This is a genomic window from Parahaliea mediterranea (assembly GCF_017255185.1).
In the GTDB taxonomy this organism is placed as follows: domain Bacteria; phylum Pseudomonadota; class Gammaproteobacteria; order Pseudomonadales; family Halieaceae; genus JAFKCZ01.
The window spans coordinates 157,829-180,832 of record NZ_JAFKCZ010000009.1; the positions used below are offsets into that span (position 1 = coordinate 157,829).

At 66.1% G+C, this 23,004-nt stretch carries 21 protein-coding genes; 7 read left to right on the forward strand and 14 right to left on the reverse strand.

Going from position 1 to position 23,004, the window contains the following annotated elements; all coding sequences use genetic code 11:
- Positions 1-18: 18 nt before the first annotated feature.
- The 8 genes from JYP50_RS13750 to JYP50_RS13785 all read right to left on the reverse strand — a co-directional run bounded on the left by JYP50_RS13750 (position 19) and on the right by JYP50_RS13785 (position 10,124).
- The gene (locus JYP50_RS13750; RefSeq protein ID WP_206561119.1) at positions 19-951 is read right to left on the reverse strand and encodes a 2-hydroxyacid dehydrogenase; all 933 of its coding nucleotides are present in this window, start codon (positions 949-951) and stop codon (positions 19-21) included.
- A gap of 45 nt (positions 952-996) precedes the next feature.
- Positions 997-2,736 carry a dihydroxy-acid dehydratase gene (locus JYP50_RS13755; protein WP_206561120.1) on the reverse strand — a complete coding sequence of 580 codons (1,740 nt, stop codon included), beginning with the start codon at positions 2,734-2,736 and terminating at the stop codon, positions 997-999.
- 214 nt (positions 2,737-2,950) lie between these two features.
- Entirely contained in the window at positions 2,951-3,724 is a 774-nt protein-coding gene (locus tag JYP50_RS13760) for an RES family NAD+ phosphorylase (RefSeq protein ID WP_206561121.1), read from the reverse strand.
- A complete protein-coding gene (locus JYP50_RS13765) occupies positions 3,721-4,092 on the reverse strand; it encodes an antitoxin Xre/MbcA/ParS toxin-binding domain-containing protein (protein ID WP_206561122.1) in 372 nt (123 codons plus the stop codon). Before JYP50_RS13765 ends, JYP50_RS13760 begins: the two co-directional genes overlap by 4 nt.
- 101 nt (positions 4,093-4,193) lie before the next feature.
- The gene (locus JYP50_RS13770) at positions 4,194-4,862 is read right to left on the reverse strand and encodes a DNA-3-methyladenine glycosylase I (protein WP_206561123.1); all 669 of its coding nucleotides are present in this window, start codon (positions 4,860-4,862) and stop codon (positions 4,194-4,196) included.
- Between the two features lie 20 nt (positions 4,863-4,882).
- Positions 4,883-7,978, reverse strand: a complete 3,096-nt coding sequence (locus tag JYP50_RS22015; RefSeq protein ID WP_206561124.1) for an AAA family ATPase — start codon at positions 7,976-7,978, stop codon at positions 4,883-4,885.
- Positions 7,975-9,117, reverse strand: a complete 1,143-nt coding sequence (locus JYP50_RS13780) for an exonuclease SbcCD subunit D (RefSeq protein ID WP_206561125.1) — start codon at positions 9,115-9,117, stop codon at positions 7,975-7,977. Before JYP50_RS13780 ends, JYP50_RS22015 begins: the two co-directional genes overlap by 4 nt.
- 185 nt (positions 9,118-9,302) lie before the next feature.
- Positions 9,303-10,124, reverse strand: coding sequence for an amidohydrolase family protein (locus JYP50_RS13785; protein WP_206561126.1), 822 nt, complete (start codon positions 10,122-10,124; stop codon positions 9,303-9,305).
- A 66-nt stretch (positions 10,125-10,190) separates the two neighbouring features.
- On the opposite strand from JYP50_RS13785, the gene JYP50_RS13790 reads away from it, so the two are divergent.
- The gene (locus JYP50_RS13790; RefSeq protein ID WP_206561127.1) at positions 10,191-10,622 is read left to right on the forward strand and encodes a MarR family winged helix-turn-helix transcriptional regulator; all 432 of its coding nucleotides are present in this window, start codon (positions 10,191-10,193) and stop codon (positions 10,620-10,622) included.
- A gap of 102 nt (positions 10,623-10,724) precedes the next feature.
- Here the strand turns inward: JYP50_RS13790 and JYP50_RS13795 are convergent, their stop codons facing one another.
- Positions 10,725-11,348, reverse strand: a complete 624-nt coding sequence (locus JYP50_RS13795) for a trimeric intracellular cation channel family protein (protein ID WP_206561128.1) — start codon at positions 11,346-11,348, stop codon at positions 10,725-10,727.
- Between the two features lie 103 nt (positions 11,349-11,451).
- Between JYP50_RS13795 and JYP50_RS13800 the strand changes: the two genes are divergently transcribed.
- On the forward strand, positions 11,452-11,691 hold the full coding sequence (locus JYP50_RS13800; protein WP_206561129.1) for a hypothetical protein: 240 nt from the start codon (positions 11,452-11,454) through the stop codon (positions 11,689-11,691).
- Positions 11,669-13,972, forward strand: a complete 2,304-nt coding sequence (locus tag JYP50_RS13805; RefSeq protein WP_347136792.1) for a fatty acid cis/trans isomerase — start codon at positions 11,669-11,671, stop codon at positions 13,970-13,972. Before JYP50_RS13800 ends, JYP50_RS13805 begins: the two co-directional genes overlap by 23 nt.
- A gap of 21 nt (positions 13,973-13,993) precedes the next feature.
- Here the strand turns inward: JYP50_RS13805 and sohB are convergent, their stop codons facing one another.
- The gene (sohB, locus tag JYP50_RS13810; protein ID WP_206561130.1) at positions 13,994-15,052 is read right to left on the reverse strand and encodes a protease SohB; all 1,059 of its coding nucleotides are present in this window, start codon (positions 15,050-15,052) and stop codon (positions 13,994-13,996) included.
- Positions 15,053-15,071: 19 nt separating this feature from the next.
- The gene (gene nudC / locus JYP50_RS13815) at positions 15,072-15,884 is read right to left on the reverse strand and encodes an NAD(+) diphosphatase (protein ID WP_206561131.1); all 813 of its coding nucleotides are present in this window, start codon (positions 15,882-15,884) and stop codon (positions 15,072-15,074) included.
- A gap of 166 nt (positions 15,885-16,050) precedes the next feature.
- Between nudC and nhaB the strand changes: the two genes are divergently transcribed.
- Positions 16,051-17,559, forward strand: a complete 1,509-nt coding sequence (nhaB, locus tag JYP50_RS13820; protein WP_206561132.1) for a sodium/proton antiporter NhaB — start codon at positions 16,051-16,053, stop codon at positions 17,557-17,559.
- 38 nt (positions 17,560-17,597) lie between these two features.
- Here nhaB and dnaQ read toward each other — a convergent pair whose 3' ends face one another.
- The 3 genes from dnaQ to JYP50_RS13835 are packed head-to-tail and all read right to left on the reverse strand — an operon-like array spanning position 17,598 to position 19,506.
- Complete coding sequence (gene dnaQ, locus JYP50_RS13825; protein ID WP_206561133.1) at positions 17,598-18,323, reverse strand: DNA polymerase III subunit epsilon; 726 nt, start codon at positions 18,321-18,323, stop codon at positions 17,598-17,600.
- Positions 18,320-18,757: a ribonuclease HI gene (gene rnhA / locus JYP50_RS13830; protein WP_206561134.1), complete on the reverse strand. Its 438-nt coding sequence runs from the start codon at positions 18,755-18,757 to the stop codon at positions 18,320-18,322. The genes dnaQ and rnhA overlap by 4 nt, the downstream gene beginning before the upstream one ends.
- The gene (locus tag JYP50_RS13835) at positions 18,754-19,506 is read right to left on the reverse strand and encodes a methyltransferase domain-containing protein (RefSeq protein ID WP_206561135.1); all 753 of its coding nucleotides are present in this window, start codon (positions 19,504-19,506) and stop codon (positions 18,754-18,756) included. The genes rnhA and JYP50_RS13835 overlap by 4 nt, the downstream gene beginning before the upstream one ends.
- A gap of 122 nt (positions 19,507-19,628) precedes the next feature.
- Here JYP50_RS13835 and gloB point away from each other — a divergent pair, with 122 nt between their 5' ends.
- From gloB to JYP50_RS22170, 3 genes are read left to right on the forward strand one after another with little or no spacing between them, the layout of a single operon-like run.
- Complete coding sequence (gloB, locus tag JYP50_RS13840; protein WP_206561136.1) at positions 19,629-20,396, forward strand: hydroxyacylglutathione hydrolase; 768 nt, start codon at positions 19,629-19,631, stop codon at positions 20,394-20,396.
- Positions 20,397-20,421: 25 nt separating this feature from the next.
- Positions 20,422-21,780 carry a LysM peptidoglycan-binding domain-containing protein gene (locus JYP50_RS13845; protein WP_241263139.1) on the forward strand — a complete coding sequence of 453 codons (1,359 nt, stop codon included), beginning with the start codon at positions 20,422-20,424 and terminating at the stop codon, positions 21,778-21,780.
- A 1-nt stretch (position 21,781) separates the two neighbouring features.
- Complete coding sequence (locus JYP50_RS22170) at positions 21,782-22,924, forward strand: methyltransferase (RefSeq protein ID WP_206561137.1); 1,143 nt, start codon at positions 21,782-21,784, stop codon at positions 22,922-22,924.
- Positions 22,925-23,004 lie beyond the last annotated feature (80 nt).

Sequence of the window (23,004 nt, forward strand, 5' to 3'; positions counted from 1 at the left end):
CCTTGTTTGGCGCACTCATCAAACGCAACGGTCTTCGGGGGCGCCCAGCTGAATATAGGACCGGATATTGCCGAGTAATCGCAGCGCCATATCCGTTCGGCACTCGCCCGTGGCGCTGCCAATATGGGGCAGCAGGGTCACATTGGCAAAATCCTTGAGGGCCGGCGTGACCTGTGGTTCGAACTCAAAAACATCGAGACCGGCGGCGCCGAGATGGCCGCTCGCCAGCGCTTCCACCAGGGCGCGCTCATCCACCAGCGGCCCGCGCGCCGTATTGATCAACACCGCGCCGGCCTTCATCTGCCGCAGGGCGGCGGCGTTGATCAGGTGCCGGGTGGCATCCGTCAACGGACAGTTCAGGGAGACGATATCACTTGCGGCGAGTAGTTGCGCCAGTGTGTCACAGTAGCTCGCGCCTGTGGCTTGCTCGGCCTCGGGCTTGCGGTTCGGTCCATGGTAGAGCAGATTCATATTGAAGCCGGCGGCGCGATACGCCACCGCCTGGCCGATGTCACCGAAGCCGACAATGCCCAGGGTTTTGCCGTGTACCCGTTGCCCGAGGTTCTGCTGGGCGCCGGCCCAGTCGCCGGAGCGCAGCAACTGCTCGCAGCGATTCAGCCGGCGACAGGTAGCCAGCACTAGCGCCATGGCCAAATCCGCCGTGTCCTCGGTAACCACCGGTGTATTGCTGACCATCAGGCCCCGCTCGCTGGCGGCGGGCAGATCGATATGGTCGGTGCCGACACCAATGCTGGCCACCAGTCCCATCGAGTCCGGAAAATCGGCGATCAAGCTGGCGTCAACAGCACTCATCGGGCTGGTGACATAGACGGTGCAGTCCGTCATGAGGACAGGGTCCCGCCCCGCCACCACCAGCTCGCCAATTTGCGCCATCGCTTCCATCAGGGCCGGCGGCAACTCGGTGGCCAGGGCTAGTTTGATTGTGGACATGTCGACTCCCTATGCCGGACCGGCTCCAATGCCAGTGCCAATTGATTAGTGATCAGCTTCATTGCGCCAATCGACGTTGCCGTTGTGAGTAACGGCGCCGCGATTGGCCGGGCCGACGCTGGCGATGTACTTCTGCGCGTAGCCAGCCGCGGCGATATAGCCCTTGCCACTCGGGTCATTCCGCGCCAGTCCGCGCTCGCGTTCGCGCAGTAGCGCTTCGTCCACCTGCAAAACCAGGGAATTTTCGTTGAGGTTGATATCAATGGTGTCGCCCTCCTCCACCAGTGCGATCGGGCCACCATGCGCGGCTTCCGGCGTCACATAGCCCACGCAGAAGCCGCGCGAGGCGCCGGAAAACCGGCCGTCGGTGACCATCGCCACGCTCTCGCCCCTGCCCATGCCGTAGAGGAGCGCGGTGACGGTGACCATTTCCCGCATGCCGGGACCGCCGACCGGCCCTTCATTGCGGATCACGACCACATCGCCGTCCCGGATCTGGTGTGACAGCAGGCTCTGCAGGCACTGCTCCTCGGATTCAAACACCCGGGCCGGACCGGTAAAGCGCTGGCTCTCCAGCCCCGCGGTCTTGATCACGGCGCCATCCGGCGCCAGGTTCCCCTTGAGTATTTTCAGGCCACCATGACTGGAGCGGGGTGTCTCAACCGGCTCCACCACCCTGCCGTCCGCCTCCGGCGCGTCGGCCAGCGCGTCGGCCAGGGTTTCGCCGCACAGGGTCAGGCAGTCGCCATGCAAATATCCGCCTTTTAGCAGTTGCTTGAGAATAACCGGAACGCCCCCCACCTCGTGCAAGTCCGGATACAGGTAGGGCCCGCTGGGGCTGAGGTGGGTAAGCAGCGGCGTGCGGGCGAACACTTCGGCCACATCCTCGATGGTAAACTCGATGCCCGCCTCGTTGGCGATGGCGGGAATGTGCAGGACGGCATTGGTGGAGCCGCCGGTGGCCGCCACCGCGGCGCAGGCATTCTCGAGGCTGTTGCGGGTGACCAGGTCCCGCGGCAGGGGGAAGTTGGCCTCCACCGAGCGCATCAACTGTCGCCCTGCCCCTCGCGCCATGGCCTGGCGCTGGGAATGAATCGAGGGGATGGTGCTGGAACCCAGCGGCGCAAACCCCAGCACCTCCGCCACCATGCCCATGGTGTTGGCGGTAAACTGCCCGGCACAGCAACCAGATGCGGGCCAGGCGGCACGGGAAACGTCTTCCAGCTCCTGCTCGTCGGTCTGCGAGGCGATCAGCTTGCCGGTGTATTCGGCGACCGTCTTGATCTCCGCCGGCGCTTCCTTGTAGCGCCCGGCAATGGCCGGGCCGCCATTGATAAAGGCGCCGGGCACATTGAGCCGGGTCAGGGCCATCATCATGCCGGGAAAGTTCTTGTCACAGGCGCCGATGCACATCAGGCCGTCGTACTGGTGAGCGCGCATGACAATCTCGATGCTGTCGGCGATCAATTCGCGCGACATCAGGGAGAAGTGCATCCCGGTATGGCCGTTCACCAGGCCGTCCGACACCGATATGGTGTTGAATTCGCGCGGTGTTCCGCCACCCCGATAGATACCGCGGCGCGCGTGTTCGGCTACTTCGGCGAGACGCATATTGCAGGGACTCATTTCACCGTGGCTGGAAACCACGCCGACAAAGGGTTGGGCAATATCCTCGTCGTCCAGGCCCATGCCCCGCAACATCGCGCGGGCCGCGGCCTTGATGGGGCCGCTTTTCATGACCGTGGATCGGTAGGGAGGCTTATGACTGCTCTGGTTGTCCGCCATGGTTTTTATGTCCTCTCGGTATGTTGCGCCGATGTCGCCGTCCGCGTGACAGCGCAAACCCTAGTTTAGATTCGAGGGTGTATTTAGCGAATCCGCGCCCGGAATGAAGCCCTTGCGAGCCCGTGACCCGCTAGAGCCTTGCAGTATAGGCCGGCGTCCGGGGAAAGTTTGTCGCAAGTATGACAGTGTGACAGCGCATCACCGCAAGCAGGCGCTACCGCATCGCATGACTGGACGGAAGGCTGCCGCTCGCCAGCGCCGGGTGGGTAATGCGCCCGGTGGCGTCGGCGACCTCGCCGTAGCCCACCTCGAATTGCTCGCCGCCCGGCCGGCCCCACCAGCAGGCGGTAACATCGATGCGCAGGTTCCACTGCTGCTGCGCGGGAACCGTGCCGGAGTGGATGGCGGCGGGATCGAGCACCGCGCAATTCACCCCGGCCGGCCAGCGCGCGGAATGAAACCAGATCATCCCGCTCCCCGCCTGGCGATGGGCGGAGCCCAGGGGCTGGGAAAAACTGTAGTCGGCAGGGTCGGAAATACGCGGCCACCAATCCCTGAGCGGGTCGGCGGTAAGGTCCGCGGTGCTGGGGTGAAACACCGGAAAATGCAAGGCGCTGCGGCCATCCTGTATGACCTCCAGCGGCCCCAGGTCGGACAAACCCTGTTGGAACAGCCACAGGTAAACCGCGGCCTCCACCATCGCGGTATTGCGCTCGCGGGCCCCGTAGAGAATGCCCATTTCAGTCGGCGGACCAAAGCGCGAACCGTGACGCAGGGGGGGATAGCGAAACGGCGCTCGCAGAATCCAGTTCAGGTGGCTGGTGGCCGGGGGGTAGGCCGGTTTGTGGGCGTCCAGCAGCTGTTCCAGCCTGCCCTGTTCCGACGACGAGCGGGTGATATTGCGGGTCGCCGCCTCTTCCTGGTGCTCGACGATGCGCCAGATATGCCCGCCCGAGGGGCCGGTCCGCAGCAGGGCCCTGTCGATCAAAGCCGGCCGCGCATGCCGTCGAGATAGTGGTTTACCATCGCCAGGCCCTCGTAGGTCGCGACGAGGTCGGCGGGCGCGGTATCGCGCAGGTGGGAGTTGGCGGTACGCATCCAGTGTTGCATTTGCTCCCGGTTGCCACCGACGATGGCGTAGAGGGAGCGGTACACGCGCACCAGTCCCAGGGCCAGCTCGGTCGCCTTGTCATTGCTCAGGCAGGCGCTGCCGCGGGAATAGTTCTTCATGGTGGCGACACTCACCCCGACCACCGTGGCGAGCTGCGCCAGGGTCAGGCCGAGGTAGCTCCCCGCCTCAAGCAGGGCGGTGGTAACGATTTCCTGGTCCGAGCGAACGGGAAGCGCCTGGGGCATCGGGAGCTCCTTTTAAGCACCTTTCGGTTTAAATTTAGACTTATTTTTAGTTTTTGTCTACCTTTATACCGCGCTGTGCCGCCAGTGGAGGTGCCCGGGCTCTACAGCGAGCAGGCGCAAATACGGCTGATGTGGCTGTAGGGCAGCCCGCTCTCACGGTGCCAGCCATTGAACACATCCTGGATTCGCGCGAGATCCCGTTTGCTGCCCGGATTGCTGGCGATTTCCAGTCCGGCGTCGCGCAGGCAGCGCGCCACATCGCCGGTGATCAGGAAGGTGTCCCGCCCCATGTTGCGCAACACGCGTTGGCCGGTCATGCCCCCCAGGCGGCTGCCGTGGCGCTTGAGGTGCGCGAACAGGCCCACCAGGTCCTCATCCGGCCAGCGGGCGACGAACTTGCCAAAACCGCCGTGTTCCCGCGCGGTGTCCAGCACGAAGCGGGCGTTGTGCTGGACGCTGATCACTTTCTGGCGATTGCGGATAATCAGCGGATTCTGCGCGAAACGGTCGATCTGCTCGGGGCTCAACATAACGATCTTTTCCGGCGGGAAACCGAAAAAGACTTCCTCGAAACCCTCCCACTTGTTGTCCACCACCCGCCAGACGAAACCCGCCTGAAAAACGCAGCGCGCCATCTCCGACAGCCAGCGATGATCGTCGGTGCGCGCCAGCTGGCGCGGGCTCTTGACCGCGGGCAATAACCTGCCCAGTGCCGCCTTGCCGCCCTGGCGCTCCACGGCGCGCTGGTGAATTTCGCTAAATGATTGCATATACAAAATGTCTCTATTTTCTATCCGGCTTTTGCGCTCGCCCCACCGGCAAAAGGCGAGACGATGTCGAGGCGACTGCCCTGCCGCCCCGCGTGCAGGTCGATGCGCAGGTCCATTTGTTCCCGCAATTCGCTGACATGGGAAATAATACCCACCATTCTGCCCGCCCGCTGCAAATCCAGCAGCGTATTGATCGCCAGTTCCAGCGCCTCGCTGTCCAGCGAACCAAAGCCCTCGTCCACGAACAGGGTGTCCAGGGCAATGCCGCCGGCCTGGGATTGCACCACGTCGGACAGGCCCAGGGCCAGCGACAGGGCCGCCATAAAGCTCTCGCCGCCCGACAGGGTGGCCACCGGCCGCGCGGCGCCGGTGAAATCGTCGTGGACTTCCAGGTCCAGTCCCGCCGCTTTCCTGCCCTTGTTCGGGTCCAGTTTGCGGATCAGCTGGTAGCGCCCGCCAGACATTTTCAGCAGGCGCTGACTGCCCTGGGCGAGCACGTCGTCCAGCAGCACCCCCAGCACGTAGCGCTGCAGGCTGATGCGGGCGCCCCCCTGGCCGCTGGCGACGTCCGCCAGCGTACCCACCACCCGATAGCGTCCCTCCAGCTCACTGTTGGCGGCGCGCTGGCGTTCCAGCTTGTCGCGGGTCGACAGCAGGCTGTCGCGCCGCGCCTCGCTCGATTGCCGCGCGCGCAGCGCCGTGTCGCGCTGCTCGCGCGCGACCTGTTCCGCCGCGGTCAGGGCTTCCAGGTCCTCTTCCGGCTCGCCTTCGAGCTCCCGCTCCAGGGTTTGCAGTCTGGAGCGCGTCTCGGCGACGGCCCGGTCGTGTTGCTCGAGCTCTGCTTGCAGGGATTGGCGCCGCGCCTCCGTCAGTGCCGCCCGGGCGCGCTCGTCGTCGCTGGCGAAGGGACTGGAGGCCAGCGCCTGCTCGTAGTCCCGGGCGGTAGCCCCGGCCTCCGCCACACAGGCCTCGCGACGCCGGGTGGCGCTGGCGGCGCTGGTCACCGCAACGGCCTGTTGTTTATCCGCCCGGGCATGCGCCGATCGCGCCTCGGCCAGGGCCCTGTCCAGGCTATCGAGTTGTTTGCGCTGTCGGGCCAGCGCCCCCGCCAGCGCGGACTCGGTGCGGTACTCGGGGGGCAACTCGGCCTCGATTTGTTCCAGCCGCGCGCGCGCCGCGCTCAGCGCCTGCCCGGCAGCCACCGCGGCCTCCACGTCGCGCGCCAGGGTCGCTTCCGCCGCCGCCACCGCGTTATCGCTGGTCGCCACCCGTGACTCCAGTGCCTGCAGGCGTTCCCGGTCACGAATCAATTGCGATTCCTGGCGCTGCAATTGCTCAACCTGGCGCTGCAGGGCCTGCGGTTCATGGCTGGCGGCATCGCCGGCGCTTGCGACAAGCGCCCGATGCTGCTGCCCGATCGCCTCGCACTCGGCAGCCAGCGCGGCGGTGTCGCGGTCGCAGCTGGCCAGTCGTCGCTCCGCCTCGGCACAGCGCGTTTCCTGCGCTTCCAGGGCCGCGTCGTCGGGCACCGCGGTTTCGGTGCTGGCGGGCGCCGGATGCTCCTCGCTGCCGCACACCGGACAGGGCTGCCCGGCCTCAAGCTGCCTTGCCAACAGCCAGGCCTGGCCCAGATGCCAGTCCCGCCGCAGGGCGGTGAGCGCGACCTGCTCCCCCCCACTCTCCGCCGCCAGCTGCTCGCGCCGCGCCCTGGCCGCGGCCAGTTGCCGGCCCGCGGTGTCGAGGGTTTGCTGGAGGTCCGCCAGGCGCCGGGCATTGGCCAAGGCCTCGCGAGCCCGGTGTAGCGCCAGCTCCACGCCCTGGGCCGCGCCAATCCCGAGGCGCAGCGCGTCGATATCCTGCGCCAGTGCCCGCCGCTCCTCCGCGGCTCGCCGCAGCGTCTCGCGAGCCCCGGATTCGGCGCGCCGGGCGCGGGTCAGCGCGGTGGCGCCCTGCTCCGCTTCCCGTCCGGCCTCCCCGAGGCGGGACGCCAGCGGCCGCAGGGATTCCAGTTCCGCCACTGACTGCCGCAACGCCGACCGCTCGGGTTCCCTGGCCTCTTCGATGGCGAGGGCTTCGCGGCTGGACTCCATGGCCTTGCCCGCGATATCGAGCTGTTCGCCGGCCACGGCCTCCTCGTCGCGCGCGCGCGCCTCTGCCTGCGCGCACTCCGCCAACCGGCGGCGGGCGGGTTCCAGCTGCGCGGCGGCGATGGCCCAACGCAATTGCTCGCGCTTGCCGGACACCTCGGGCTCTCGGGATAGCAGCGCGGCCAACTCGGCCTCGGCCTGCCGCCGTCGCTGGCGGGTCTGGGTGGCATGGCGGGCGCGGGTCAATTGCCGCTCGGCCTGCTGCCAGCGGTCATAGGCCTCCCGGTAAGCGGCCTGTTGTTGCTCGAGCTGTGGCGACAGCTGCTCCAATTCGCCGTCGAGCGCCGCTTCGTCGACCACCTCCCCCGCCTCCAGAATCCCGCGAAGCTTGTTATTGCCGGCTTCGTAGTCGCGCCGGATGTCGATGGCGGCTTGCTTGAGTCGCTCCTCGATCTGTTTGTAAACGCCGGTCTGGAACAGCGACTGGAAGATCTGTTCCCGCTCCTGGGAATCCGCCAGTAACAGTTTGCGAAACTGGCCCTGGGGCAGCACCATGACCTGGCGGAACTGGTCGGCGTTCATGCCGGTCAGTTCGCGCACCACGCGGTTGGCATCGGTCACCTTCTGTTCCACCAGCAACTTGCCAGTGGCGGTGTCGCCGTCCTCGCCCAGGCGGTACAGTTCCGCCCGCGCCTTCTGCACGGTAGTGCCGTCGCCGCGCTGCTTGGGGCGCGCCTGCTCCGGCAGTCGGGTGATCTGGTAGCACTGGCCATTCAATTCAAAGCGCAGACAGACCTCGGTCAGCAGCTCCGGCGGGCTGTACTGGCAGCGCATTTGCGCCCCCTCGCGCTCGGCGCCGGTGGTGGTGCCGTAGAGGGCGTAGCAGATGGCGTCGAGGATGGTGGTCTTGCCCGCGCCGGTGGGACCGTTGATCAGGAACAGCGGCGCCTCGCCGAGTTCGGCGAAATCGATGCTCTCCCGGCCGGCGAAGGGCCCGAAAGCCTGCATGGTCAGGGTCAGTGGCCTCACAGCCCGCCCTCCGCGTGCAGGGTGTCGAGCACCGCCTTCAGGTAGTCCGCCTGGTCCCGCGCGAGGGGCTCGCCCTGAACCTCCTCGAAAAATTCACCGAACAGGTCCAGGTGGGATTTCTTCAGCATCTCGCGGCTGGCCACGGGGCCTTGCCCGTTGTACTCCCGGGCCAGCAACTGGGCCTGGAGCACATTGGGGTAGAGGGCGCGCAACTTGCCCATCACATCCAGCTGGGCCGCGGTGTCGGTGAGGCGGGCGCAGATATAGTCCTCCCGCCGGGGATCGCTTTCGCCCTGGCGCAGCAGCGTGTCCAGGGGGCCCTCTAGGACCCTGAGTTCCCGCAGCGGGGTGAGTTCGCGCTGGGATATAGCCACGTCCCCGCCCTGGGCGATATCCACCAGGGTTACCGATTTGCGGTGCGCGGCCTCGGAAAAGGAATACTTGAGGATCGAACCGCTGTAGCGGATGTGTTCGGCGCCGCGCTGTTGCGGGCGGTGGAGGTGGCCCAGCGCGGTGTAGGTGTAGGGCTCGAACAACGCCGCCGGCACCCGGTCCGCCCCGCCCAGGGAAAGGGGCCGCTCGGAGTCGCTCTCCTCGCCGCCGTCCACGAAACAGTGCGCCATGACCACACTCGGCCGATCCGCCCTTCGCTGATCGTCCACGCGCCGCAGCAGGGCCGCCATCGCCTCTTCGTGGGTACTCACCGCCTCGCCGAAAACCTGCCGCACCGTGGCTGGCCCGGCGTAGGGCAGGCAGAAAATATCGAGCTCGCCGCCCGCCAGGGCGAGCGTAACCGGCGACAGGCTGTCCCGCAGCGGGCCGGCGATATGCAGGCCGGCATCGACCAGCAGCTCGGCGGCGAAGCCCAGTCGTTCCGGGCCGTCGTGGTTGCCGGCGATCAGTACCACCTGCCGGCCCAGTTCCAGGCACAGGCTGCGCAGGGTTGCGCCCAGCAGTTCCACGGCCTCCGCCGGCGGCACCGAGCGATCGTAGATGTCGCCGGCGATGGCCACGACATCCACCGCTTCTTCGCGCACGATGTCGACGATTTGTGCCAGCACGTGGGCCTGGTCCGGCAGCAGGGACACACCGTGGAGCTGCCGCCCCAGGTGCCAGTCGGAGGTGTGTAACAGTCGCAAGGCCCCTCTCCGTGTCGGTGCGATGGCGGTGATTCAATCAGCGCGCCATGTTAGCACCGAGCGCCGCGCGGGAGGAGCGCGCGCGGCGACACCTGTCGGTTTTTCGGGCAGGGCCTCGACAATTACCCGCCAACGGCTTGAAGCGCGCAACGCATGCTGGCGGGAAGACAGGCGACGCGGCCGACTCAGAGCTGGAAAACCCGCTGCGCCGTTTCCCCCAGGAATGCTGTCTCGACGTCCGCCTCGAGCTGCATTGACTGCAAGCCCGCCAGGCATTGTTGCGGCGACAGCATCGGCCAGTTGGTTCCAAACATCACCCGGCCGCGACCGGCGCCGCGCATGAAATCCTTAAAGGCGGCAGGCAGTCGCTGCAGGGTGTAGGCCGAGGTGTCGACGTAAAAGTTGCGAAACTTGAAGGTCATGGACAGCAGTTCATCGAGCCATGGAAAACCGACGTGCCCCCCCACCACCACCAGCTCGGGAAAGTCCAGCATCACGTCTTCAAGGTAGGGGATCAGCCGGCCGGTTTCCGAGCGCTTCAAGGGGCCGGTATGCCCGATCTGGGTGCACAGGGGGACCCCGGCTTCGACACAGGCGACATAGACCGGATAGTAGCGCCGGTCATTTGGCGGCAGATCCCACAACCAGGGCACTACCCGCACACCGACAAAGGGACCGTTCTCTACGCGTGTGCGAATCTCGCGCACCGCGCCCATGGGGTCGGCAAGATCCACGCTGAGTAAACCCCGGAGGCGTTCAGGAGCTTCGGCAATCTGCACCTCGACCTCGTCATTGGAGATCAGCGCGCCCTGCGGCCCGTACCAGGCGGACAACAGGCTGATATCCACTTGCGCCGCATCCATGGCCGCCACGGTATCCCCCACGCTCGGCAAGACTTGCGCTGTGGACTGATTCGTCCAGCGCAGCAATGATTCCAGCCAGGGTGCTTGCGCCATGCGCGGAGTGAGGTTTTGGGCCCATACATCAATGATTTTTCCACCAGTCATGGTCGACTCCCATTGCTTCAGTGCTAAAGTAATATACGACCATATACTTCACTAGTGAAGCTATTTATGACTGCCCGACAACTGCGCTTCCACCACCGTCTGCAACTGGCCGCCCAGGTCATGAAGAAAACCGCGGACCAGCACCTCTTGCAACATACCGGGATCAGCACGGCCCAGGCCGCCGTGCTCGCGGTCGTCGCCGAGCAGGAACACACCTCTCAGCGACGCATCGCGGCGGCACTGAAACTGAATGAATCGGCGGTAACGGCAATGGTGGATCGCCTGCTGAAACTCGGGCTACTCAGTCGCCGGCGCCGCGCCGATGACAGGCGGGCGTGGGAATTGGCATTAACCGCGCTGGGACGGCAGCGGACCCGCCAGGCCAGCTCGGCCTTTAACGCCATCAACCGACGGATCGAATCCCTGCTCAGCGCGGAAGAGCTCGAGATCACTGCCCGGGCCCTGGCAACACTCACCGAGCATTTTACAGAGCATTAATCAGGCCAATGGAGGAGGCGCGAGCAGCTGGGCGCAACGTCGGCGACCGCCGACGAGCCATTCGCCCGAACAGGGCTCCAGGCAGTTCATGCCGATAAGCGTTCAAGGTTGCTCATGCTGGTACTTGGGCAGCCGCAGGTCGAACAGCAGCGCGCCGGCCCGCAGCAGGAAGGCCGCGGCGATGCTCACCGGCAGGGCCAGCGAGGCGGTGACCGGCAGGTGGCTGAGCAGCACGAAACTGGCCGCGCCGAGCAGCGCCGCGGTGACGTAGATTTCCGGTCCCAGCAGCACTGGCGGCCGGTTCAGCAGGCTGTCGCGGATCAGCGAGCCGAAACTCGCGGTCATCATCCCCATGCCAATCGCCACCACCACCGGCGCGTTCCAGGACAGCGCCTTCTGGGTACCGAGGACGCAAAACAGCGCCAGCCCCATGGCGTCGGCCCACAGCAGCACCCGCCGCCGGGAGTGGAAGCGGTGGGCCAGGAACCAGGTGGCCACGGAAGCGCCGATGCAGACCCACAGGTAGGCCGTGTCGACGATCCAGAAAACCTGGTCTGTGTTGAGCAGTAAATCGCGAATGGTGCCACCGCCGACGCCGGTGATGGTGCCGAACAGGACGAAGGTGAGAATATCCATGCGCCGCTCGGCGGCGGCCAGCGCGCCGCTGATGGCGAACACCGCCACGCCGAGCAGGTCGAAAGTGTAGATCGTGGTGGCCAGGTCCATGGCTTAATACCTCGTCCGATTGCAGGCGGGAACACGGTTGTCCTCGACGTGCCGTGCTATCATCCGGCCCTGTAAAAACTCACAAACAAAGAGTGTAAGGCGCATGGGAAAGCCCTTGGTATTGTCGGTCGTGGCGTTCGTCGCCGTGGTCACCGTTGCGGCCGCCCTGTTCTGGCTCACCTATGACGGCGGCGGCGCGGACCAACACGGTGCCGATGCCTGCGCCAGTACAAAGCGGGACATCGGCGCCGCGGTACTCGCCGACAGCGAAGGCGACCAGGACGCTCTGGTCAATCGAGCCATTATTGTAAGGGGCAAATGTGAGCAGGACGAGCGGGACTGAGGCAATTCGCAAACGATTTACACAATTACTGCCGTTCCTGCTCCTGCTGCCGCTGGCCGCCGCCGGCGCCGGCGGGAACGCCGGCGCCAATACCCGGGCCGCCCACAATCTGCTGCAACAACGCTGCATGGTCTGCCACGGCTGCTACGACGCCCCCTGCCAATTGAAGCTCGAAGCGCGGGCCGGTCTGGAGCGCGGGGCGAACAAGGAACTGGTCTACGACGGCACGCGCCTGGTGTCGGCCAACATGACCCGGCTGTTCGACGACGCGGAGACCGTGGCGCAATGGCGGGACAAGGACTTCTTCGCGGTGACTGACGACGACACTCCCGGGCGGGGCGTGATGTACCGCATGCTCGACCTGAAGCAGGCCCATCCCCTGCCGGGGCGCGGACCGCTCCCCGAAGGCTTTGATTTTTCCCTGTCCCGGGACCAGCAGTGTCCGCAACAGGAGGAATTCGACGACTTCGCCGAGGATTATCCCCTGTGGGGCATGCCCTATGGCTTGCCCGGCCTCAAACCCCACGAGCATCAGGTGATGACCCAGTGGCTGGAACGCGGCGCCCCCGCTCTGCCCCCATCCCCGCTGTCCGCCACGGTCGAAACCGAGTGGCGTGCCTGGGAGACCTTCCTCAACGGCGACAGCCTGAAAGAGCGGCTGGTGGCGCGCTACCTCTACGAACACCTGTTCCTGGCCTCGCTGTTTCTGGAAAGTAGCGCGCAACCGGCCTGGTTCCGCCTGGTGCGCTCGGCCACCCCCCCGGGGGAACCGCTCGAGCTGATCAGCACGCGACGCCCCTACGACGATCCCGGCGTGGAACGCGTCTACTACCGCCTGCAACGACTGCCGGTGACGCCGCTGGGCAAGAGCCACCTCGCCTACCGCTTCGACGGCAAGCGGCGCGACTGGTACCGGCAGAACTTCCTGCAGCGCGACTACCTGGTGCCCGAGCTGCCGGGTTACAGCCCGGAAGTGGCTTCCAACCCCTTCAAGAGTTTTGTCGCCATCCCGGTGCGGGCCCGCTACCGCTTCCTGTTGCGCGAGGCCCAGTTCACCATCATGAATTTTATCAAGGGGCCGGTGTGCAGGGGCCAGGTGGCGCTCAACGTGATCGAGGATCGCTTCTGGGTCATGTTCGTCGACCCGGAGGCGGTGGACCCGGAACTCGACGGCGCTTTTCTCGCCCGCGAGAGCGACAACCTCAGACTGCCCAAAACCACCACCGGGACCGTGGCGGACCTGGTCAACTGGCGCAGCTACGCCCGCGCCCACGACCGCTACCAGGAGGCCAAGGTGGAGCACCTCGGCGAACTGCTGGCGAACAAGCGGCGAAGCATCAACCTGGATACGCTCTGGGATGGCGACGGCCGCAACCCCAATGCCGCTCTCACCATCTTCCGCCACTTCGATACCGCTTCGGTGGTCAAGGGCTTTGTCGGGGATACGCCGAAGACCGCCTGGGTAATCAGCTATTCGCTGCTGGAGCGCATCCACTACCTGCTGGTGGCGGGTTTCGACGTCTACGGGGCGGTGGCCCACCAGCTGGAAACCCGGTTGTACATGGACTTCCTGCGCATGGAAGGCGAGCTAAACTTCCTGCTCTACCTGCCGGCGCGGGAACGGCTCAAGTTGCGCAGTTACTGGTACCGCAAGGCGCCGGGCTTCGCCAAGGACCACGTGTTCGCCGACAGCGCGCTGATGCGTGAACAGCCGACGGACCTGCGCTTCGACAGCGACGACCCCAAGGCCGAGTTCCTGGGCTGGATGCGCGAGCGGATTCACGGCGCCCGCGCCACGCGCTACGACTACCGCGAAGGCGCCAGGACCGAAGTACGGCAGGCCCTGGACGTACTGGCGGGCAGCGCGGGCCGCCACAACAGCTTCATGCCGCAGGTAAGCTTCGTCAATGTGATCGGCCCGGACCGCGACGAAACCTACACCGTGTTGCGGGATTCCGGCTATGCCAATATCGCGCTGTTGTTCCTGGAGGAGTCGCGGCGGATCGAAGCGGAAGACCGATTGACGGTGGTGCGCGGATTCATCGGCGAGCACCCCAACCTGTTCTTCCAGGTCCACGAAAAGCAGGTGCCGCTGTTCGTCGCCGATATCGCCGGATTGAAAAACGAAGCCGACTGGCGGCTATTGCTGGAGCGCTACGCGGTGGCCCGCAACGCGCCCTGGTTCTGGGCCCTGAGCGACAAGTTTCACCGTCGTCACCTGGCCGCGGACCCGCTGTACCACGGCCTTTTCGATTACAATCGCTACCGCGGCTACGAATAGGCCGCGGGACTATTCAAAAATTCAGAAATGGGGGCCCCGGCTGCGCTGCCACAGGCGCAGCAGGCTCCGCTCGACGGCACCCTCGGCGGCGATACCCAGCTTTTCCTGCCAGTGCTTGCGCGCCACGTAACGCACTTCATAGATTTCCCAGTCCGCGATGCGTGACTGGATGAAGGCGTCGCTGGTCTGCAGCTCGTCCACCAGATTCTCGTCCAGCGCGTTCTGGCCATACCAGACCTCCCCGGTGGCGACCCTGGCAATATCCAGTGACGGCCGGTGGCGGCCGACGAAGTCCTTGAACAGCGTGTGCGTGGTTTCCAGTTCCTCGAGGAATTTTTCCCGGCCCTTGTCGGTGTTTTCACCGAACAGGGTCAGGGTCCGCTTGTACTCTCCCGCGGTCAGCAGCTCGAAATCGATATCGTGTTTTTTTAGCAGGCGATGGAAGTTCGGCAATTGCGCCAGCACCCCTATCGAGCCAATCACCGCGAAGGGGGCGGCGATGATGCGGTTGGCCACGCAGGCCATCATGTAGCCGCCGCTGGCCGCCACCTTGTCCACCGCCACCGTCAGCGTCACGCCGGCGTCGACAATGCGCTGCAGCTGGCTGGCGGCCAGGCCGTAGCCATGCACCAGGCCGCCCGGACTCTCCAGTTTCACCAGCACCTCGTCGCCCTCGCCCGCCTGGGACAGTACCACGGAAATTTCCTCCCTCAGGTGGTCGGTGGCGCTGGCCTTCAGGTCGCCGTCGAAGACCAGGGTGTACAAGCGCGGCTTGTGATCGGCCTCCTTCTCGCCGGCGCCGGACTTGGCGGCCTTTTTCTGCTCTTTCGCCCGGGCCTTGTCGGCCTTTTTCCTGGCCTTGCCCTCGGCCTTGAGCGCGCTCTTGTCCAGTACCGCGCGGCGGATCGCCTCCCCCATCTGGCGGTAACGCTCGTTGAGATGGCGGATTTCGATATGCCCGTCCCTTTCCTGTTTTTGCCGCTGCCCTATGGCGACAACACCGCCCGCCACCACCAGGATGGCGATAACAATGGTCACTGCCTGGGCCAGGAACAGGCCGTACTGCGCTAGAAATTCCAAGAGCTTCTCCGGATTGCGATTAATTGAGACTGTCGATGTAGTGGCGAATCAGCTGCCCCGCCACCGAGCTGGGAGGCGGCACCTGGGGGAGGTCGCGGTAGTGAAACCAGCGGGCATCGGCGATTTCCACGGGATCGCAGACAATGTCGCCGCCAGCGTAGTCGGCGAAATAGCCGAGCATGAGCTGGTTGGGAAAGGGCCACGATTGGGAGCCGAAATAGCGAATATTGCGCACCTCGACCCCCACCTCCTCGCGCACTTCCCGCGCCAGGGTTTCCTCGGCGGTCTCGCCGGCCTCGATAAATCCCGCCAGGGTGCTGTACATGGGGCGCGGGAAATTGGCGTTGCGCGCCAGCAGCAGCTCCTCTCCCCGGGTCACCAATACGATAATGCAGGGGGAGATACGCGGGTAATTGATCGTGCCGCAGGGCGGGCAGCGCATGGCGCGCTCGCCGAGGTCGGCCTCCATGGGCCGGCCGCAGCGCCCGCAGAACTGGTGGTCACGCTCCCAGGCGAGCAGCTGGGCGGCGCGTCCCGCCATCGCGAACACCGGCTCTTCCACCCGGCCCAGAATGTGGTAGAGATTGCCGCGGTGGTAGCGCATGGGGTCGAGATCGGCGTCGGCGTTGATTTCCACCGCGTAGCAGGGCCGCTCGTGCCAGTAGCCCACGAACTGCTCCCGGACGATACTCCAGCCGTCACCCTCGATTTGTTCGAGGCTCAGCAGGCAGCCCTGGGGCGAGCGCAGGTCGCTGACCAGCTCGCCGCGCTGGAAGACGATGGTGATCGCCCTCCCCTGGCGTTCAGGCGGCTGGTTGTCCGGTCGGAACATGGTCGACTCACCCCTTGGTCAAATTAACCGGCTATGGTATGCCCCCGTGGCGGCGCCGGCAAGGCCGCGCACATATCAGGCCCCCGGGCGCCGGTAAAGCTTACGCAACGGTGAAATAATAACGTAGAATGCCTCGCAAAATTTTGACAACAGGCTGTATGCGCTTATGAGCGAGTCGGTACTCGGCGCCCTGTGGAAGAACTTCCTCGGCCCATCCCCGGAGTGGTACAAAAAATCCATCATCGCCTTCCTGGTGATCAACCCCGTCCTGCTGGTCGTGCTGGGCCCCTTCCTCACCGGCTGGGTGTTGATTGCCGAGTTCATCTTCACCCTCGCCCTCGCCCTGCGCTGCTACCCGCTGCAGCCCGGGGGGCTGCTGGCCATCGAGGCGGTCGCGCTGGGCATGGCCTCCCCGGAAGCCGTGTACAACGAGGCGCTGCACAACTTCGAGGTGATCATGCTGCTGATGTTCATGGTGGCGGGCATCTACTTCATGAAGGAGTTGTTGCTGTTCGTATTCACCCGGATCCTGTTGCGGGTCAAATCCAAGGTGATGTTGTCGCTGCTGTTCTCCGCGGTCGCCGCGGTGCTGTCGGCCTTCCTTGACGCGCTGACCGTGACCGCTGTATTGATCAGCGTGGGGGTTGGTTTCTACGCGGTCTACCACAAGGTGGCCTCGGGCAAGCAGATCACCCACGAGGAGGACCACGACCACGCCGACGACAACGCGGTGCAGGAGATGAACCGCGCCGACCTGGAAGATTTTCGCGCCTTCCTGCGCAGCCTGCTCATGCACGGCGCCGTGGGCACCGCCCTGGGGGGTGTCTGCACCCTGGTGGGGGAACCGCAAAACCTCCTGATTGCGACCGTCGCCGACTGGAGTTTCGTCAAGTTCGTCACCATCATGGCGCCAGTCACCATGCCCGTATTTGTGTGCGGCCTGGCCACCTGTGTTCTGCTGGAGGTCACCGGCAAGTTCGGCTACGGCGCCAAACTGCCCGACAATGTGCGCGCGGTACTGGAGGACTTCCAGGCCCGGCAGGAGGCCCGGCGCAATCCGCGGACCAACGCGCGCCTGATGGTACAGGCACTGGTGGCGCTGCTGCTGGTGGTGTCCCTGGCCCTGCACCTGGCTGCCGTGGGTATCATTGGCCTGATGATCATCGTGCTGCTCACCGCCCTGAACGGCGTCACCGAGGAGCACCAGATCGGGCACGCCTTCGAGGAGGCCCTGCCCTTCACCGCGCTGCTGGTGGTGTTTTTCGCCATCGTGGCAGTCATTCACGAGCAGCACCTGTTCACGCCGGTGATCGACGCGGTGCTGGCGATGGAAGCGGATGTCCGCCCGCCGATGTTCTTCCTCGCCAACGGCATCCTGTCGATGATCAGCGACAACGTGTTCGTGGCCACCGTGTACATCAATGAAGTCAAGGCGGCGCTGGACGCGGGGACCATCAGCAGGGCGGAATTCGACCAGCTGGCAGTGGCCATCAACACCGGCACCAACCTGCCCAGCGTGGCCACCCCCAACGGCCAGGCGGCCTTCCTGTTCCTGCTCACCTCGGCGCTGGCGCCATTGATTCGCCTGTCCTACGGCCGCATGGTGCTCATGGCCGCGCCCTATACCCTGGTGCTGGGCGGCGTCGGGCTGCTCTGCGTCACGCTGTTTATCTGATGTCACGCAGCGGGCGCGTCGCGCCCGCCTTTGCCGGCTCAGGCCCCGTATAGCTCCCGCCACAACACCGTGCCGCCGCTGCTGGCGGCGATCTCTTCCAGCTGCGCTTCGTGCGCGGCCAGCTCCGCCTCGCTGGGCTGAATGACCGGCAGCGGCGCGCGATCCGCCGGCAAGCGGCGAATGCGCTCCCCGGCCGAACCCCCGCCGCTGCTGTCGCTGTCATGGTCGGACAGGGCGAAGGTGGTCTGCCCCCCGGTCATCGCCAGGTAGACGTCGGCCAGGATCTCGGCGTCCAGCAGTGCCCCGTGCAGGTCGCGCTGGGAGTTGTCGACCATATAGCGCTGGCACAGGGCGTCCAGGGTGTTGCGCTGCCCCGGGTGCTTGGCGCGGGCCATGGTCAGGGAGTCGATAATGGTGCAGCTCTGGTCCACCATCGGCAGCCCGGCGTCGAGGCGCTGCAGCTCCGCGTTCAGGAAGCCCACGTCGAAGGGCGCGTTGTGGATGACCAGCTCGGCGCCGGCGACAAAGTCGACAAAATCCGCGGCGATCTGGGCGAAACGGGGTTTGTCGGCGAGGAATTCGTTGGTAATGCCGTGGACCTCGATGGCGCCCTGATCCACCTCCCGTTCCGGATTGATGTACTGGTGGTAGTGCTTGCCGGTGAGGCGGCGGTTCACCAGCTCGACACAGCCGATCTCGATGATCCGGTGACCCTGGCTCACTTCCAGGCCGGTGGTTTCGGTATCCAGTACGATCTGTCTCATGCGCGCATCTCGTCGATGGCCCGGTTGGCCAGTTGGTCGGCGATTTCGTTTTCCCGGTGGCCGCTGTGGCCCTTGACCCAGTGCCATTGCACCCGGTGACGCTGGTTCTGTTCATCCAGCGCCCGCCACAGGTCCTCGTTCTTGACCGGTTTGCGCGCGGCGGTTTTCCAGTTCTTCGCCTTCCAGTTGGCGAGCCACTTGGTAATGCCGTCGCGCACGTAGGACGAGTCCGTGGTCAAATCGACCGCACAGGGCTCCTTCAGGGCTCGCAGGCTCTCGATGGCCGCCATGAGCTCCATGCGGTTGTTGGTGGTGGCGGGCTCGGCCCCGTAGAGTTCGCGTTCCTTGCCCTGATAGCGCAACAGCGCGCCCCAGCCGCCGGGGCCGGGATTGCCCCGGCAGGCACCGTCGGTAAATATTTCCACTTGCTTCACGCGGCGTTGTCTCCCCTGCGCGGTGTGGGTGCCGGCCGCGGGGCCGACACCGGTTTGGGTACAGCGAGATCGATCAGGCGCGCGCGCCTGGCCCGCTGGGCCGGCCGGGTACTGCCCGGCACCTGCTTCATGGCATGCACAATGTACACCCCGCCCGCCGGCAGGCGGTGGCGGGCGCACCAGGCGTTGCAGCGCTCGACAACCGCGCGGATACGGCGCCCCCCGAAAGGCGGTACGGTATAGCACTGGCGCGCTTCTTCTTCCTCCAGCCCCAGCAGGTTGAGCCAGTCGCTCAGCCGCCAGGTGGAGAGGCTGCGACGGCCGCGCCACGGACTGCCGCCAGCCCGGGCGCGCAGCGCGATATTCACCCCCTTCAGGCTCCAGGGGTTGAAACCGATCACGAACAGGTGACCCTGTGGCGTCAAAACACGGTGCATTTCGCGCAGTGCCTGGTGGGGGTTGTCGCTGAATTCAAGGCTGTGGTGCGCGATCAGTACGTCCACGCTGTCGGTGGCCAGCGGCAGCTCGTCGGCATTGGCCACCAGGCTCACGGACTCCCCCGCCCGCGACGAAACGTAAATCCGGTGGCGCACCGGACTGCCCCCGAACAGGGGATGGCAGCGCGTGGCCCCAACCTGGGCGAGATGGTAGCCGAAGGCGGTGTCCAGGCTGGCGGCGATCTCGCGCTCCAGCAGGCCCAGGAGGTAGCGGCCGTTGGTACTGCTGTACCAGGTTTCCAGTTCAGTCAAAATCTCGTTAAACTCTTGGCTCGGCCCGCGGCCGGAACAATTCCGGTCCGCGCCCAAGGCCCCTCGGGGGCGCTCGGTAGCGACCATGTTACTGTATTTTCAAGGCAATTGAACGGTGCGCCATGCTCTCCATTTCGCCGATCCCGGCGTTTAACGACAATTACATCTGGCTGCTGCAGGACGCGGGCAGGGCCGTGGTTGTGGACCCCGGCGACGCCGGTCCGGTGCTGGCGGCGCTGCGGCAGCAGGGCCTGACGTTGGCGGGCATCATGATTACCCACCACCACTTCGATCACGTGGGCGGAATCGCGGACTTGCTCGCCGCGGCGGACGTCCCGGTTTGGGGCCCGCGCAACCCCGCCATCGAAGCGATCACCCATCGTCTCGGCGCCGGGGATCGGGTCGATATCCTGGGGCGTGAATTTCACGTACTCGAAGTACCGGGCCACACCCTCGACCACATTGCCTACTTTCACGATGCTGAACCGCCGCTGCTGTTTTGCGGCGACACCCTGTTCGCCGGCGGCTGCGGCCGCCTGTTCGAGGGCTCGCCCGAGGTGATGCTCGACTCGCTCAAGTCGCTGGCGGCGCTGCCACCGGCGACGCGGGTCTACTGCGCCCACGAATACACGCTGGCCAATCTCGCCTTCGCCCGCGCCGCCGAACCGGACAACCAGGCCCTGGCGGAACGCCAGCGCCAGGCCGTGGCGCTGCGCGATCGCGACCAGCCGACGGTACCGTCCACCCTGGCGGAGGAATTGGAGACCAACCCCTTCCTGCGCTGCGAAACCGCGGCCTTGCGCGCCGCGCTGCGCGCCCAGGGGCGGCTCGAGGGGGACAGCGGCGCCGCGGTGTTTGCCACGGTGCGCGCCTGGAAAGACAACTTCTAACCGTATCCCACAAAGAAGAATTCGCTTGATATTCAAACAGACAAGATCGCTTTTCACACTGCTTTGCGCGCTGGTCATCGCCGCGGGCTGCCAGACGCAACCACCGGTCGACACCGACGCCGCCGCTACCGTTCAGCCCGGGCCCAAAGCCGTCAACAAGGTGGCGCGCAAGCCGGCCGCGATCGCGACGATCGATCAACCGCCCGCCCCGCCCGCCGATCTGTGGGCCTACTTGCGCCTGCAGTTGACCTGGCAGGACATCGACAACGACCAGGTGGCGCGCGCCCGGGAGCGCTTCCTGGGCCAGCCGACCTACCTGGACGTGATCGCCCAGCGCTCGTCCCTGTACCTGCACTACATTGTCGGCGAAGTGGAAGCCCGGGGCATGCCGATGGAAATCGCCCTGCTGCCGCTGGTGGAGAGCACCATGGACCCCTTCGCGCGCTCGCCGGAGCACGCCGTCGGCCTGTGGCAAATCATGCCCGCCACCGGGCGCCACCTGGGCCTGACCAGCAACTGGTGGTACGACGGCCGCCGCGACCTGCGCGACTCCACCCGGGTGGCGCTGGATTACCTGGAGGCCCTGCACCAGGACTTCGACGGCGACTGGATGCTGGCCCTGGCAGCCTACAACGCGGGCAAGGGCCGTGTTGGCCGCGCCATGGCGCGCAACCGCGCGCGCGGCCAGCCCACCGACTACTGGTCCCTCAAACTGCCCCGCGAGACGCGCAAATACGTGCCGCGCCTGATCGCGCTGACTTCCATTGTGGCCAACCCCGGGCGCTACGACGCCAGCCTGCCCCCGGTGCCCAACAGCCCCGCCTTCGCGATTGCCGCCACCGGCGGCCAGATTGAACTCGCCCGGGCGGCGGAACTCGCCGGTGTCGAGGTGTCGCTGCTGCGCGCGCTCAACCCGGGGCAGCTGCGCTGGGCTACCGCCCCGGACCAGGCACCGGAATTGCTGCTGCCACTGGACGCCCTGCCGCGCTTCGAGGAAGGGGTGGCGGCCATCGATGGCGAGGACCGTGTGCGCTGGCGCCACTACACCATCCAGCGAGGAGACAGCCTGAATCGTATCGCGCGCCGTTTCGATACCGAGGTGGGCATGCTGCGCGAGGTCAACAAGATTCGCGGCAGCCTGATCCGCGCCGGAGATACCCTGCTGATTCCCCAGGGCAATGCCTGGTCCGGCAGCCTTGCCATGCAGGGCGGCGGCGCCCCGCAAACCCACGACTACCGCGTCAGGCGCGGCGACTCCCTGTACCGTATCGCCGGCCGTTTCAATGTCTCCATCGCCGACATCGTAAGCTGGAACTCGCTGGATCCAGGCGCCTATCTGCAGCCCGGGCAGCAGTTGACGCTCTATCTCGACGGCGACGGCTGAGGTGACCGGCGCGGCGTCGCCGGCGCGCATGCAGACCCCCTTTGGTGAGTTCGCGCTGGAGCGCTACCCCGCCCGTCCGCGGGAACCGCTGCGGGCCTGGTGCGCGGCGGACGAGCTGCTACTGACGGCCCTTGCCGGTACCGCCAAGGGCCGCGATAGCGCCACCCTGGTGGTCAACGACGAGCAGGGCGCCCTGGCGCTGCCCCTGGCGGCGGTGGCCAGTTGGACGGACTCCGCCCTCGGCGCCCTGGCCCTCGCGCAAAACTGCGCGGCCAACGCCCGGTCGCCGATCCCCGTGGTATATGCCACCGAATCGCCGCCGCCCGGGGTTGCGCGCGTGGTCATGCGCGTGCCCAAACAACTGGCGTTCTTTGAATACCAGCTCGCCACCCTCGCGGCGGCACTGCCCGCCGGGGTCGAACTCCTCGCCGCCGGGATGGACAAGCACCTCTCGCCGCGCACCGCGGCGGTGATGGAGCACTATGTCGGTACCACCGAGCGCCATCCCGGCCGCCGCAAGGCCCGGCTGTTCAGCGCCACGTTCAACGGCCCCCTGGCGCCGATCCCGGCACCGGCCCGCTACCGTTGCGCACCACTGGGGGCGGACCTGGAAGCCCTGGCCAATGTATTCAGTCGCGACCAGCTGGACCGCGGCAGCGAACTGCTGATCGCGCAGCTGCCGGGCCTGGGCCGCGGCCTGCGGGTCGCCGACCTGGCCTGTGGCAACGGCGTGCTGGGACTGGCCGCGCTGGATGGCGGACTGGCCCGGGACGTACTGTTTTGCGATGAGTCTTCGATGGCGGTGGCCTCGGCCTGGCGCAACCTGTGCCGCCTGCGCCCGTCCGACACGGCACACTGCGAACAACACCTGGGGGATGGTTTGCGGAACTACCGCGGCGAGCCCTTCGACCTGGTGCTGTGCAATCCGCCCTTTCACCTGCAGCACACCGTGGATGACTTCGCTGGACGCCGCCTGTTCTCCCAGGCCGCCCGGCATTTGACCGCGCGGGGCCAGCTGTGCCTGGTGGCCAACCGCCACCTGCGCTACCGTCCGGCCCTCGCCCGCGCCTTTGCGCGCGTGGACCAGCTGGCCCAGAACAACAAATTCACCGTGTGGCTCGCGAGCGCCCCCCGGGACGTGTAGGGTCGAATTCATTCGACCAACAGGCGGCGGAATGCATTCCGCCCCACGCGAGACCTCTCCCACCGCCCATGTAGGGTCGA